We start from the raw sequence: 12,656 nt of genomic DNA on the forward strand, positions 1-12,656 counted from the left end.
GCCTCAGCCCAGGATCATCGCCAAGGCGTCCACGACCCGCTCGACGTCGCCGTCGGTCATGGTCGGGTAGAGCGGCAGGGTCAGGCAGCGGGCATACCAGGCGTCGGCGCCGGGCAGCTTGGCCAGGCCCTGCCGCTTCACATAGTAGGGCTGCCGGTGGACCGGGATGTAGTGGACCTGCGTCCCGACGCCTTGCGCCTTGAGGCTGTCGACGACCGTGCGGCGCGACAGGCCTTCGGCTTCGAAATCGATCAACACGGTTAGCAGGTGCAGGGCCGGGTTCGAGTGCGCGGGGCTGGCCGCCAGCCGCACGCGGGGCGTGCGCTCGGCCAGCAGCTTGGCGTAGAGGGCCGTCAGCTCGCGACGTCGGGCCACGAAGCGGTCCAACTTCTTCAGCTGCGACAGGCCTAGGGCGCAGAGCACGTCGGGAATGCGGTAGTTGAAGCCGAGCTCCGGCATCTCGTACCACCAGGGATCGCCGCCGGCCGTCCGCACCATGCCGTGCGAGCGGAGCAGTCGGGCCTTGGCCGCCAGCTCCGCGTCGTTGGTGGTCAGCATGCCGCCCTCGCCGGTGGCCAGGGTCTTGACCGGGTGGAACGAGAAGCTGGCGAAGCTGGAATAGGTCCCGTCGCCGACCGGATGTTCGACGCCGCCGAACGTCCCGATCGAGCCCAGGGCGTGCGGCGCGTCCTCGACCAGCACCGCGCCCGAAGCGCTGGCCATGGCCTTCATCGCCGGCAGGTCGCAGACGTCACCGCGCAGATGCACCGGCAGCACGGCCTTCACCCGCTTGCCAGGCGCGCCGTTCAGGGCGCGGGCCAGGGTGTCGGGAGTCATCAGGCCGCTGTCGGGATCGACGTCGGCGAATACCACCTCGGCGCCGACGTAGCGGGCGCAGTTGGCGGTGGCCAGGAAGGTGATCGACGGCGCGACGCAGACATCACCCTCGCCGATGCCCAGGGCCAGCATCGCCAGGTGCAGGGTGGCGGTGCCGTTTGAGACGGCGATGGCGTGCTGGGCGCCCACCTTCTCGGCGAAGGCGGTTTCGAAGGCCTCGACGGTCGGACCGGTGGTCAGGAAGTCGCCGCGCAGGGCTTCGGCCACGGCGGCGACGTCATCGTCTTCGATCGTCTGGCGACCGTAGGGAAGGAAGCCGCTCATCGCGCGGCCTTCTCCTCCAGCATGGCCAGCAAGCCTTCAGGGCTGAGCCAGTCGTGGTTGTTGTCGCTGCTGTACGAGAAGTCCTCGGCGACGCGGGCCGCGCCGTCCGCCGCCGAATAGGGCTCGCGGCCGAATTCGGCGAAGTTGGGCTCGATAGCGTAGCGGTCGTCGAACTCGACGGTCGAGCGGGCGTCATCCGCGCTGATCATGATCTCGTGCAGCTTCTCGCCGGGACGGATGCCGACGACCTTCATGCCCGCGTCCGGCGACATGGCCTTGACCAGGTCCGGCATGGCCATCGAGGGGATCTTGGGCACGAAGATCTCGCCGCCGCGCATCATGGTCAGGGACGAGAGCACGAAGTCGACACCCTCGTTCAGCGTGATCCAGAAACGGGTCATGCGCGGGTCGGTGACCGGCAGCTCGGTCGCGCCCTGGGTGAGCAGGCGGCGATACAGCGGCACGACGCTACCGCGTGAGCCGACCACGTTGCCGTAGCGCACGACGCAGAACCGCGTGCCGATGTCGCCGGACAGGTTGTTGGCGGCCACGAAGGTCTTGTCCGAGGCCAGCTTGGTCGCGCCATAGAGGTTGGTCGGATTGCAGGCCTTGTCGGTCGACAGGGCCACCACCTGCTTCACGTGGTTGGTCAGGCTGGCCCAGACCACGTTCTCGGCGCCCAGCACGTTGGTGTGGATGCACTCCGAGGGATTGTATTCGGCGGCCGGCACCTGCTTCAGGGCGGCGGCGTGGATGACGATGTCGACGCCGCGCAGGGCCAGGGTCAGGCGCTCGCGATCGCGGACATCGCCCAGGAAGAAACGAAGCTTGGCGTAGGTCTTCTCGTCGAACTGCTCGCGCAGCTCGAGCTGCATGTCGCTCTGCTTCAATTCGTCGCGGGAGTAGATGATGACCTTCCGCGGGTCATAGCGGCGCAGAACGGTCTCGATGAACCGTCGACCGAACGACCCTGTGCCGCCGGTGATCAGGATCACCTTGCCGTCCAAGTCGAGGGATTTGGGAGAAAAACGGCCCAAGTATCAGCCTCCTGCGACGCTCACCGGCCGAAGGGCGCGGCGACGAATCTTAGTTAACGACCTTTACTGCCTTCTCAGACGTAAAGAGGACGTCAACCACGTTGAGGTAGCAAGGCGTCATGCGCCGTCGCCAGATCCTCGTTCCGCTCCTTTTCGCCGCCGTCCTGGGCGCGACGCCTGGCGTCGTCTCGGCCAACGAGGGCAAGAAGGAAGAAAAGCCCGTTACCTATTTCGCGCTCGATCCGATCAACGCGATCGTCCTGCGTCGCGACGGGCGGCGCGGCGTGATGACCGTCGAGACGGGCATCGAGGTCAAGGATCCGGTGCTGATGAAAAAGGCTCAGGCCTCGACCCCGCGCCTGCGGGCGGCCTTCGCCCAGGTGCTGATGATCTATGCCGCGGGCCTGCGCGGCGGAGCGGCGCCGGACATCGACCATGTCGGCCGCGAACTGCAGAAGGCGGCCGACCAGGTGCTGGGCAAGTCCGGCTCCAAGGTCATGCTGGGCTCGGCCCTGATCAGCTAGGGGTCTTGGTCTTTCGACGCGCCCGGAAGAAGCCGCGCAACAACTCAGCGCTTTCCTCGGCCAGCACACCGCCGATCACCTCCGGCCGCCAGTGGCAGGTGGGCTGGGCGAAGAATCTTGGCCCATGCACCACGGCGCCGCCCTTGGGATCCTCGGCCCCGAACACCACCCGACCGATCCGCGCATGGCTGATCGCGCCGGCGCACATGGCGCAGGGCTCCAGGGTCACGACCAGGGTCAGGTCGGTCAGCCGATAGTTCTCCAGCTTCGCCGCCGCCGCGCGCATCGCCGCGATCTCGGCATGGGCCGTGGGGTCGTGGGCCGCGATCGGGCCGTTGCCGGCCACGGCGAGGACCTCGCCGGTCTTCGGATCCAGGATCACCGCGCCGACGGGCGTCTCACCGGCCTCGGCGGCCGCGCGGGCGGCGTCCAGGGCGAGGCGCATCATGCGCTGGTCCTGAGCCTGACCTGGGCCCGTCTCTTGATCGTCGTCCTGATCGGTGCGCATTAGGTTTTTGAACGCCCATCGTGAGATGCGCCCAGCCCAAGAAGGACGCCAAATGACCAAACCCCACGATCCCCTGTACGAGCCTGAACTCGACGGTCAAGACGGCGATCTCGATGGCGGGCCCGGCGAACGTGTCGCCAAGGCCCTGGCGCGGGCTGGCGTGGCCTCGCGGCGCGAGGTCGAGCGGCTGATCGAGGCCGGTCGCGTGGCGATCAACGGCAAGGTGCTGACCACCCCGGCGATCAAGGTTCAGGCTGGCGATTTCCTCACCGTCGACGGCCAGCTCGTGGCCGAGCGCGAGCCGACGCGGATCTTCCGCTACCACAAGCCCACTGGGCTGATGACCACGCACAACGACCCCAAGGGCCGGCCGACGGTGTTCCAGTCGCTGCCCAAGGACTTGCCGCGCCTGATCTCGGTCGGGCGCCTCGATCTGAACTCCGAAGGCCTGCTGCTGCTGACCAATGACGGCGAGCTGTCGCGCGCCCTGGAGACGCCCAGCAACGCCTGGGTCCGCCGCTATCGCGCCCGCGCTTTCGGCGACACGACCCAAGCCAAGCTCGACACCCTGAAGGACGGCATCACCATCGAGGGCGTCAAGTACGGCGCCATCGAGGCCAAGCTGGACAAGGCCCATGAGAAGGCCGGCGGCGGCAAGAACATCTGGATCACGGTCTCGCTCTCGGAAGGCAAGAACCGCGAAGTCCGCAAGGTGCTGGAAGCGCTGGGCCTGAAGGTCAATCGCCTGATCCGCATGTCCTATGGTCCGTTCGCTCTGGGTCCGCTGGAAGCCGGCCAGATCGAGGAGGTCGGACCCCGGGTGATCCGTGAGCTGATGGAAGGCATCGTCTCGCCCGAGAACATGCCGACCGGCGACCGTCCGAAGTTCGGCGGCATCGCCGCGGCCGTGAAGGCGCCCGGCACCCCCGGCGGCGGCGACCTGCAGCGCCGGGGCGCGCCGCGCGCCGACCGCGCGGTCGTGATCGATGCGCCGGAGAAGTCCGAGAAGCCGGTCTACAAGGCCGGCTGGGCCAAGCCGAAGAAGAAGATCTCGCCGCACGCTCCGGCCAAGGGCGCCAGCAAGGGCATCGCGCAGCCCAAGGCCAAGCGCGCGCCCAAATCGATCGAGACCAAGTTCATCGACATCGGCAAGCCCGCCCTGCGTGGCAAGCCGGCGGCGGCCCGCCCGGCGGCGGGTGCGAAGTCCCGGCCCGCCGAAGGCGCGGCGCGGCGGGTCTCTGAAAAGCCGTTCAAGCCGGCGGCGCGTCCCGGGCCTCGCCCGACGGGCGGCCCGACGTCGCGTGGACCTGCCCCGCGAGGCAATGGCCCGCGCGGTGGTCCCAAGCGCTAAGGTTTAGGCGGCGGCCGGAGCCGAGGCTCCGGTCCAGCGGCGCAGGGCCGGCCAGCGCAACGACAGCTCGGCCACGCCGATGAAACCGGCCAGGACGACGAGGGCGCTGGCGATCAGGCCGGCCTTGAACTCGTGCGGCGAGTCGGGGCGGGTGGTCATCGGCCGCAACAGCAGCAGGATCACGGCGTTGTTGGCCGCGTGGGCGCCGATGCCCAGCTCGATGCCGCCCAGCCGCAGCGCCATCCAGGTCAAGCCCGCGCCCATGGCCACGCGCACCAGGAAGGCGTCGAGGTTCGGATCCAGGTGGATGGCGGCGAACAGCAGACCGTTCAGGGCCATCAGGATGACCGGATTGCGGATATAGGCCGCGCTCTGCTTCAGCAGCCAACCGCGGAACACCAGCTCCTCGGCGGCCGAAGCGAGGACCAGAAGACCGGCGGCCAGGAGAGCGTAGAGCGTGCGACCCACGAGATTGGGCGACACTTTCCAGAGCGGAGGGTGGATCCGCTCGCCAGCCAGGGCGGCGACGGCGATGATCGCGACCATCACCACGCCGACCAGGATCAGTCCGCCCAACAGCAGGCGCAGCCGGACCGGTTCGCCGCGATTGACGTAGTCGGTGATGCGGCGGTGGTGGATCGCGCCGGCGGCGAAGACGAAGCCGACCGCCGCACCCAGGTTCACGCCGGCCAGCACCGCCAGGATGAACAGCGACTGCCGGCCCGTGGGCTCGGTCAGGTTCGGATCGGAGAACACGCTGACCAGGTCGGCGGCGGCCGGCGCGCCGTCCAGCCCGCTCACGATCAGCATGGAGATCAGGATCGCCGAGGCCCCGCCCAGCAGGGCGGCCACGGCGCCGGCCAGCACGCCGACCGGCACGGCGAAGGCGGACCGCCACGGGTCGCGATCGTAGGGCGACAGGTCGGCCAGAAAGCGCGAGCGCTTCGCCGCCTCCAGGATCTCGCCCATACGCATCGTTCGATCGCCCCTTCCCTTCGGGGCGACTAAGAGCGGGCGGTCGCGGTCTTGTAAAGCGCGCGCTTGCCGCGAGGCGCGGACGGCGGCACACATCCGGTTACGGGTTGTAAGGGCCAGATCACGGGGGAATGGGCATGAGCGACAAGCAATCGGGCGCGGGGCGCTTGCCCGCCGGGACGGCCGCCTGATGCGCATCGTCTCGGGCCAATATCGCGGCAAGACCATCGTGGCCCCGCCGGGTGACGCCACGCGCCCCACCTCTGACCGCGCCCGCCAGGCGGTGTTCAACATCCTGGAGCACGCGTCATGGGCGCCGGAGCTGCACGGCGCGCGGGTCATCGATGTCTTCGCCGGATCGGGCGCCCTGGGGCTTGAGGCCTTGTCACGGGGAGCTGGCTTTTGCCTGTTCGTCGAGACCGACGACGCCGCGCGCGGGGCGATCCGCGAAAACATCGACGCCATGCACCTGTTCGGCGTCACCCGCGTGCACCGCCGCGATGCGACCGACCTGGGTCTGCGTCCAGCCAGCGCCGGCGAGCCGTTCGATATCGTCTTTCTCGATCCGCCCTACGCCAAGGGCCTGGGCGAGAAGGCGGTGGCCGAGCTGGTCGCCGGCGGCTGGCTGGCTTCAGGCGCGATCCTGATGTTCGAGCGCGGCCGGGGCGAAGTCGATCCGGCGTTGGAAGGCTTCGAGCAGATCGACGCGCGCGACTATGGCGCCGCGCGCGTCCTGTTCTTCAAACGGGTCTGATCCTTGGAGCGTGGCGGGCGCCGAAACCGGCATCCACCTTCGGCCGCCACGCTCTAGGTCATCACCACGCCTTCGCCCCCACCCGGTTGTCGAGCTGGGCGCGAAGGTTGGAGAGGCCCAACCGGGTGATCCGGTAGGGGCCGCCGTCCTGGCTGGCGATCAGCCGCTTGCGCTTCAGCGACTGGAAGACGCCGACCGTGCAGTCGGTCAGCGCCCAGCCGTCGCGGGTGATGCAGTCGGCCGATCTAATCTGACCCTTTTCGTCGCGTTCGAGTTCGATACGGCCGCCTTGGGCCAGCGCGTGCAGCGTCCTTTGCTGCGGTTTGGGAATGTTCAAGGGATTGTCCGGGAGATCGAGGCGCGTAATCACGCGTTCGCCGGGCGAACGCGCGGGCGAAGCGGGCCTATCGACTTTCGAACCGAGGTTCGGAGCCTGTTAGGCCCGGACCTCGCGCACAATCTCGGACATGAACCACACGAGTTGGGTTGGTGACGGGAAGATGGGGGAAGAGGGCGGCAAGCTCAAGCGCCCGACGCTAGATCAAGGTGCGCTGCGTCGGTTCGGCCACGGCGGACGGGCCGCGCTCTCCTCGGCGGCGCAGTTCGGTCTCGGCGCTGAAGCGGATGTTCACGTCGCGATCCTGGGCGAGCGCTCGCAGCGTTTCCGCGCCAAGGCGGTCCCAGGTCTTGCCGCGGTCGGGGCCGGCAGGCACGCGCGGCAGGAGGCCCGGCTCGCGGCTCCAGGTCAGCAGTTGCTCCAGCGAAGCCTCGTTCAGCATGTCGCGCAGGTGATGCGCGGTGACATAGGCGTCGGGCAGGGCGCGGTGAGCCGGCAAGCCGAGCTCGCGCGACAGGCCTTCGGGCATGCGCTGGTAGCGCAGCATCTGGTTGGAGAACCCCGAGAGATGCGGCCAGAGCCGCAAGGCGCACTTCCAGGTGCAGATCCAGGCCGCCCCGCCCGTGAACCTGTGCGTGCAATAGCGCTGCTCGAAGGCCGCGCGATGGGCGGCCAGCGCCTGCACGCCGCCGTCGGGTCGCAGGACCTCCGACGCGATGTCCTTCCAGAACGGCGCGCCGGCGACGTCGGCATCGATGATGTGGTGGACCGCCATGGTCTCGGGCGTGATCGGCCGGCCGGGATTGACCAGCGCCGAACCTCGCTCGTCCGCGACGCGCCATCGACCGTCGGGACCGAGCACGACATCCTGCCAGCCGATCTCGCAGACGTCGTTCGGACCCGAACCGGCGGTCTCCAGATCGATCACGCGGACGCGGGGCGGAAGCATGGACGAGATATTGGTGGGCGACGGCTTCGTTGCGAACCCTACTTTTTCGCCTTGGGCGCGGTGGTTTGAGAGACCTTCACTGGCGCGCCCTGCTGTCGAGCCTCGCTGACCAGGCTTGCGCAGTCGGCGTCCTTGGCTTCGCCGGCGGTGACGAACGGCAGGAGCGCCGCGAGCGGGTTGATGATCGAGCCCAGGGCCGCGGCGATACCGCCCTGGCCGACCGCCTTGCTGGGGTCCAGCCCGACCTTGGGGGCCATGAACGGGCCCTTGATGGTGATCGGAATGAACAGGCGCACCAGGCGTGGCTTCTTGCTGTCGCCCTCGATACGGAAGTCCATCCGCTCGGTCGCGAGATTGATCGTGCCCCGGCCCTTGGCCAGCACCACGCCGGTGTCGGCCACCAGATGATTGGTGGTCATCACCCCGTTCTTGACGCTGAAGTCGGCGACGGCGCACCGCACCGGCGTCTCCTTGTTGCTCTTGGACAGCAGCATGATCAGGCCCTTGGAGGCGTTGACGCCCAGCAGTTCGGCGAAGGCCTGGCGGATCTCGCCGCGCGGGGCGACGAAGGTCACCGAGCCGTCGGCGGTCGAGGCGGCGCGGTGGACGCTGTTGCCGACGCCGGTCAGCTTGGCGCGCGCCATGACCGCGCCCTGGATGGCCGGCTTGCCGGCGCTCTGGATCGGAATGAAGTCCTCCAGGCGGGCATTGGTCAGGCGCAGGTCGATATCGGTGCGGGGCGTGGCCGGCCGGGCGTCCAGCCGGACCTTGCCGCGCAGGTCGCCGCGCGAGAAGGTCATGGCGATCGGATCGATGGTCAGCACGCCCTTGTCCAGGATCACCTCGGCGCTGACCTTGCGCAGCGGCAGGTTGGGCGCGTTCACCGTCTCGGCCCGATAGCTGACCTTGGCGTCCATGGCGCGGACGCGCTCGACCTGCAAGGTGGCGTCCGGCAGTAGGCGCTGGGTCGCGTCGCGCTGGGCGGCTTCGACCTTCTGGCCAGCGGAGGCGGTCTCGCCGCGACCGGTGGCCGGCGCGGCCCCGAACAGGCTGCCCAGGTCGTCGAAGTCGAGACGCCGCGAGCGCAGATCGGCTTCCAGATAAGGCCGCTCGCGACCGGTCAGCACGAAGAGGTCGCCGGCGATGTCGCTGTCGCCGACCCGGCCGGACAGCTTCTCGAAATCGTAGCGCAGGCCCTTGCGGACCAGGTGGCCCGAGACGCGATAGGGCGGGGTGTTGGGCAGGGTCAGGCCGGTCAGGTCGTGCAGCCGGTTCAGGTCGGCGCCCGAGATGCTGAGCTGGGTCTCGAACCGCCCCAGGTCGAAGGGCTTGTTGACCTGGCCCTTGGCCAGGATCCTGGTCGCGCCGGCGCGCACCTCGGCGTCGAACGGATAGGGGCGGTCGGGCGAGATGTTCAGCAGCGGGCCGCCGGTGACCTGGGCCAGGAAGGCGGCCTCGTTCAGACTGCCCTTGCCTTCCAGGACGAAGCGGCCACCGCCCTCGCCGGCCTTTTCCTGGGCGTTGACGGTGCCGATGAAGAGAGCGCCGCGCTGGCGATCGTCGACGCGCAACGCGCCTTCGTTGATCACGAAACGCTGGATGGCTGGCAGCTTCAGCGGCTTGTCGGTCCTGGACCCGAAGGTCCAGTTGGCCTTACCGTCCTTGTCACGCAGCAGGCGCACATCGGGTTTGTCGATCGCCAGGAACGGCAGAACCACCCGGCCGCGCAGTAGCGGCAGGACCTTGATCTGCACGGCGATCCGCTGGACCTGAACCATCTGGCCGGCGGCGGGATCCACCGACTTGGCCCAAGCCGGCTGACCGATCCGAACGCCATAGGCCTCGGCCTTGGGCGAGAACGACCAGGGATGAACCCGCAGGTCGCCGGTGATCGCCACCTCGCGCTGCATCTGAGCCGAGGCGTAGCGGCCGATCGGCCCGCGCAGCCAGTTCCAGTCGAAGATCACCAGGAAGGCGATGATCGCCAGGGTCAAGGCGACGGCCGAGCCGATACCGATCTGGGCGCGCCGCGACAGCCCACGGAACGGGTTCCGAGGCGGCTTTGGGTCGAGGATGGCGTCGGCGGTCGACAGGATCGTGGCTCCGGTTGATCCCTCGTAACGCGCGAGGCCGGCGATCCTGTTCCAATTTATAGCAAGGCTATGGTCGCTCGAGCCGCGCCAGCGGCCGCGTCAGTAGATGAGACCCATCCGGCCGATGGCGGCGGCCGCCACGACGAAGATCGCTATGGCCACGAGTTCGTAGGCCTTGAAGAGCGGCTTGCTCGGTGTGCGCATGTTAGTATTCCCCCGTCCCAATTTGGTGCTTATCGCCGCCTCACGCGCAAGGGCGGCGCCACCCGTATTGGGTCAGGGGAGTTTGCCAGGCCAGACCAGATAGCCGCCCTCGTCGCGGCCGGCGGCCCCGGGATAGCCGTAGTCGACAGGGGCGGGTGACGGTCCGTAGCGGTCCTCGCGGCGTCCGCCTTGGGCATAGCCGTCGCCATAGGCGTAGCCATAACCATCCTGGGCGTAGCCGCCTTGGATGTAGCCGTTCCGGGCGTACCCGCCGCCGACATAGCCGCTGTCGTAGGCGCTGGACCGTTCATGCTCGTACGCGTCGACCCGGCGATCGTAGAGGGCCTCGCCACGGCGGTGGTCCGCGTAGCGATCGCCGCGGCCGTATCGATCGCCGTCGTAGCCGCCCAGCAGGGGCGGGCGACCGTCGCGAGTCTCGACCTCGAGCCGATTGCGGCCGTAGCCCCACTGCTCGTGGTTCGACCAGCCTCGGTCGTTTTCGCACTCGATCCGCTCCCAGCGATAGGCCCCGCCGGGGCCGGTCACGCGGCGGACGACGCAGTCGCCAGGTCCCGAATTGGGCGGCAGCCGTTCCGGATCCAGCGGCAGGCCCGGACGCGAGGCCGGGGGGCCGCCCCGATGTGAACCGGCGACGGCCGGCGCGGCGAGGCTCAAGGCGGCGAGGGCCAGGACGGGAAGCAGGCGGGCAAAGGTCATGGGGCGTCTCCGAAGTGTTAACAAAAACATTTCCGGGAGAACCGCGAGCCCCCTTTCTCCCACGACGCGAGCTTGGCTTTACGATTTCCAGGGGCTCTTTCCCTCGCGCCGCCCTACGGCTAGCGTGGCCTCAAACATCTGTTTGAGGCGGCCATGGCGATCGAGGCGGTGATCTGGGATTTCGGCGGGGTGTTCACGACCTCGCCGTTCGAGGCCTTCCGCCGCTATGAGACCGAGCGCGGCCTGCCGGAAAACTTCATCCGCACGGTCAACGCCACCGATCCAGACGTCAACGCCTGGGCTAGGTTCGAGCGGGCCGAGATCGACGCGAAGGCCTTTGACACCCTGTTCCTGGATGAGGCCACGCGCCTGGGCCACGCCGTGCGCGGCGCCGAGGTGCTGCCGCTGCTCTACGGCGACCTGCGGCCGAAGGTCCTGGACGCGCTGAAAACCTGCAAGGCGCGGTTCAAGGTGGGCTGCATCACCAACAATGTGCCCACCGGCCACGGTCCGGGCATGGCGCAGAGCGCCGAGAAGGCCCTGGCCGTCGGCGAGATCATGGGCCTGTTCGACGCGGTGATCGAAAGCTCCAAGGCCGGGGTGCGCAAGCCCGACCCGCGCATCTACCAGATGATGTGCGAGCTGCTGGGCGTCGCGCCTGAAGCCTGCGTCTACCTCGACGACCTGGGGATCAACTGCAAGCCGGCGGCGGCCCTCGGCATGAAGGCCATCAAGGTCTCGACCGAAGCCCAATTGCTGGCCGACCTTGCCGAAGCGACCGGATTGGCGTTCTGAGGGAGAAACATCTTCCGGAGGATTTCATGTCCCGTCCCAGGATCGGCGCCGCCGCCGCGATCGCCCAGCTCGAAGGCTGGAGCGCCGCGCCGGAGCACAAGGACGCGATCGCCAAGACCTATCGGTTCGGCGACTTCAACGAGGCCTTCGGCTTCATGACCCGCGTGGCGATCATGGCCGACAAGCTCGACCATCACCCCGAGTGGTTCAATGTCTACAACCGTGTCGAGGTGCTGCTGACCACCCACGACGCCGACGGGGTGACCGAACTGGACGTAACGCTCGCGAAGTTCATGGACAGCGCCGCCTGAAAAATTCAAACTCCCGTTTGAATAATAATCGGGAGGAGCCGAAAATGGCGCAGAGCACGGGTCGGGTCGCCGGCAAGAAGGCCTTCATCACCGGTGGCGCCCAGGGGCTGGGCGCGGCGGCGGGGCGGATGCTGGCCAAGGAGGGCGCCACGGTCGCCCTGGCCGACATCAATCTGGCCGGCGCCGAAGCGGTGGCGGCTGAGATCAACGCCGCTCACGGCGCGGGCGCGGCCTTCGCCTTCCAGCTGGACGTCACCCAGGAAGACCAGTGGATCGAGGTTCTGGAAAAGGCGTCGGAGGCCATGGGCGGCCTGTCGGTGCTGGTGAACAATGCCGGCATCGGCGGCGACGGCCCGATCGAAAGCCTGGATTTCGGCCTCTGGAAGAAGGTGATGTCGGTCAATGTCGACTCGGTGTTCCTGGGCGCCAAGCACGCCCTGACACACATGCGGGCCCACCAGCCGGGCTCGATCATCAATCTGAGCTCGATCGCCGGCTTGATCGCCAACGGCAATTCGCCGGCCTACAACGCCTCCAAGGCGGCGGTCTGGCTGCTGTCCAAGAACATCGCGCTCTACTGCGCCAAGATGAAGCTCGACATCCGCTCGAACTCCATCCACCCGACCTTCATCGACACCCCGATCCTTGACGGCTTCTCGGCGCGGTTCGGCAAGGAGGAGGCCTTCGCCAAGCTGGCGCGGCAGGTGCCGTTGGGCCGCATCGGCGAGCCGAACGACATCGCCAATGCGGTGCTCTACCTGGCCAGCGATGAAAGCAGGTTCATGACCGGCGCCGAGATAAAGGTCGACGGCGGCATCTCGGCGATGTGAGGAAAATCCTCTCCCCATGGGAGGGGTGTCGACGAAGTCGACGGAGAGGGGAGTGGCAAGGCCTGCCGAACTTCCCCCTCCGGTCGCTTCGCGACCACCTCCCCCGCTAG

At 68.2% G+C, this 12,656-nt stretch carries 15 protein-coding genes; 6 read left to right on the plus strand and 9 right to left on the minus strand.

The genetic code is table 11. The features are described 5' to 3' along the window. Positions 1 to 3: 3 nt before the first annotated feature. Entirely contained in the window at positions 4 to 1,161 is a 1,158-nt protein-coding gene (pseC, locus tag AC1RRV_RS00075; RefSeq protein WP_492857521.1) for a UDP-4-amino-4,6-dideoxy-N-acetyl-beta-L-altrosamine transaminase, read from the minus strand. Further along, positions 1,158 to 2,198 (minus strand): UDP-N-acetylglucosamine 4,6-dehydratase (inverting), encoded by a 1,041-nt coding sequence (gene pseB / locus AC1RRV_RS00080; RefSeq protein ID WP_492857522.1) that lies wholly within the window; start codon positions 2,196 to 2,198, stop codon positions 1,158 to 1,160. Before pseB ends, pseC begins: the two co-directional genes overlap by 4 nt. A gap of 119 nt (positions 2,199 to 2,317) precedes the next feature. On the opposite strand from pseB, the gene AC1RRV_RS00085 reads away from it, so the two are divergent. Next, a complete protein-coding gene (locus AC1RRV_RS00085) occupies positions 2,318 to 2,722 on the plus strand; it encodes a hypothetical protein (RefSeq protein WP_492857523.1) in 405 nt (134 codons plus the stop codon). Here AC1RRV_RS00085 and tadA read toward each other — a convergent pair. After that, complete coding sequence (gene tadA / locus AC1RRV_RS00090; protein ID WP_492857525.1) at positions 2,715 to 3,230, minus strand: tRNA adenosine(34) deaminase TadA; 516 nt, start codon at positions 3,228 to 3,230, stop codon at positions 2,715 to 2,717. The genes AC1RRV_RS00085 and tadA overlap by 8 nt on opposite strands. A gap of 52 nt (positions 3,231 to 3,282) precedes the next feature. On the opposite strand from tadA, the gene AC1RRV_RS00095 reads away from it, so the two are divergent. Beyond that, a complete protein-coding gene (locus AC1RRV_RS00095) occupies positions 3,283 to 4,581 on the plus strand; it encodes a pseudouridine synthase (protein WP_492857526.1) in 1,299 nt (432 codons plus the stop codon). Positions 4,582 to 4,584: 3 nt separating this feature from the next. Here the strand turns inward: AC1RRV_RS00095 and AC1RRV_RS00100 are convergent, their stop codons facing one another. Next, entirely contained in the window at positions 4,585 to 5,556 is a 972-nt protein-coding gene (locus AC1RRV_RS00100) for a CPBP family intramembrane glutamic endopeptidase (protein WP_492857528.1), read from the minus strand. A gap of 190 nt (positions 5,557 to 5,746) precedes the next feature. Between AC1RRV_RS00100 and rsmD the strand changes: the two genes are divergently transcribed. After that, on the plus strand, positions 5,747 to 6,310 hold the full coding sequence (rsmD, locus tag AC1RRV_RS00105; RefSeq protein ID WP_492857529.1) for a 16S rRNA (guanine(966)-N(2))-methyltransferase RsmD: 564 nt from the start codon (positions 5,747 to 5,749) through the stop codon (positions 6,308 to 6,310). A 61-nt stretch (positions 6,311 to 6,371) separates the two neighbouring features. Here rsmD and AC1RRV_RS00110 read toward each other — a convergent pair whose 3' ends face one another. From AC1RRV_RS00110 to AC1RRV_RS00130, 5 genes are all read right to left on the minus strand, one after another. Continuing rightward, a complete protein-coding gene (locus AC1RRV_RS00110; protein ID WP_492857530.1) occupies positions 6,372 to 6,647 on the minus strand; it encodes a YjhX family toxin in 276 nt (91 codons plus the stop codon). A 199-nt stretch (positions 6,648 to 6,846) separates the two neighbouring features. Beyond that, positions 6,847 to 7,596, minus strand: coding sequence for an exonuclease domain-containing protein (locus tag AC1RRV_RS00115; protein ID WP_492857532.1), 750 nt, complete (start codon positions 7,594 to 7,596; stop codon positions 6,847 to 6,849). A 38-nt stretch (positions 7,597 to 7,634) separates the two neighbouring features. Further along, positions 7,635 to 9,749, minus strand: coding sequence for an AsmA family protein (locus AC1RRV_RS00120; protein WP_492858085.1), 2,115 nt, complete (start codon positions 9,747 to 9,749; stop codon positions 7,635 to 7,637). A 39-nt stretch (positions 9,750 to 9,788) separates the two neighbouring features. Continuing rightward, on the minus strand, positions 9,789 to 9,893 hold the full coding sequence (locus AC1RRV_RS00125; RefSeq protein ID WP_492857533.1) for a hypothetical protein: 105 nt from the start codon (positions 9,891 to 9,893) through the stop codon (positions 9,789 to 9,791). A 72-nt stretch (positions 9,894 to 9,965) separates the two neighbouring features. Then, positions 9,966 to 10,610, minus strand: coding sequence for a hypothetical protein (locus AC1RRV_RS00130; RefSeq protein ID WP_492857534.1), 645 nt, complete (start codon positions 10,608 to 10,610; stop codon positions 9,966 to 9,968). 153 nt (positions 10,611 to 10,763) lie between these two features. Here AC1RRV_RS00130 and AC1RRV_RS00135 point away from each other — a divergent pair, with 153 nt between their 5' ends. Genes AC1RRV_RS00135 through AC1RRV_RS00145 form a run of 3 tightly spaced genes read left to right on the plus strand, consistent with a single transcriptional unit; the run spans position 10,764 to position 12,546 of the window. After that, complete coding sequence (locus AC1RRV_RS00135; protein WP_492857536.1) at positions 10,764 to 11,405, plus strand: HAD-IA family hydrolase; 642 nt, start codon at positions 10,764 to 10,766, stop codon at positions 11,403 to 11,405. Between the two features lie 26 nt (positions 11,406 to 11,431). After that, complete coding sequence (locus tag AC1RRV_RS00140) at positions 11,432 to 11,716, plus strand: 4a-hydroxytetrahydrobiopterin dehydratase (RefSeq protein ID WP_492857537.1); 285 nt, start codon at positions 11,432 to 11,434, stop codon at positions 11,714 to 11,716. Between the two features lie 44 nt (positions 11,717 to 11,760). Then, positions 11,761 to 12,546: an SDR family oxidoreductase gene (locus AC1RRV_RS00145; protein WP_492857538.1), complete on the plus strand. Its 786-nt coding sequence runs from the start codon at positions 11,761 to 11,763 to the stop codon at positions 12,544 to 12,546. Positions 12,547 to 12,656: the final 110 nt, after the last annotated feature.

The sequence above is a fragment of the Caulobacter sp. GW821-FHT11E10 genome (assembly GCF_058808375.1).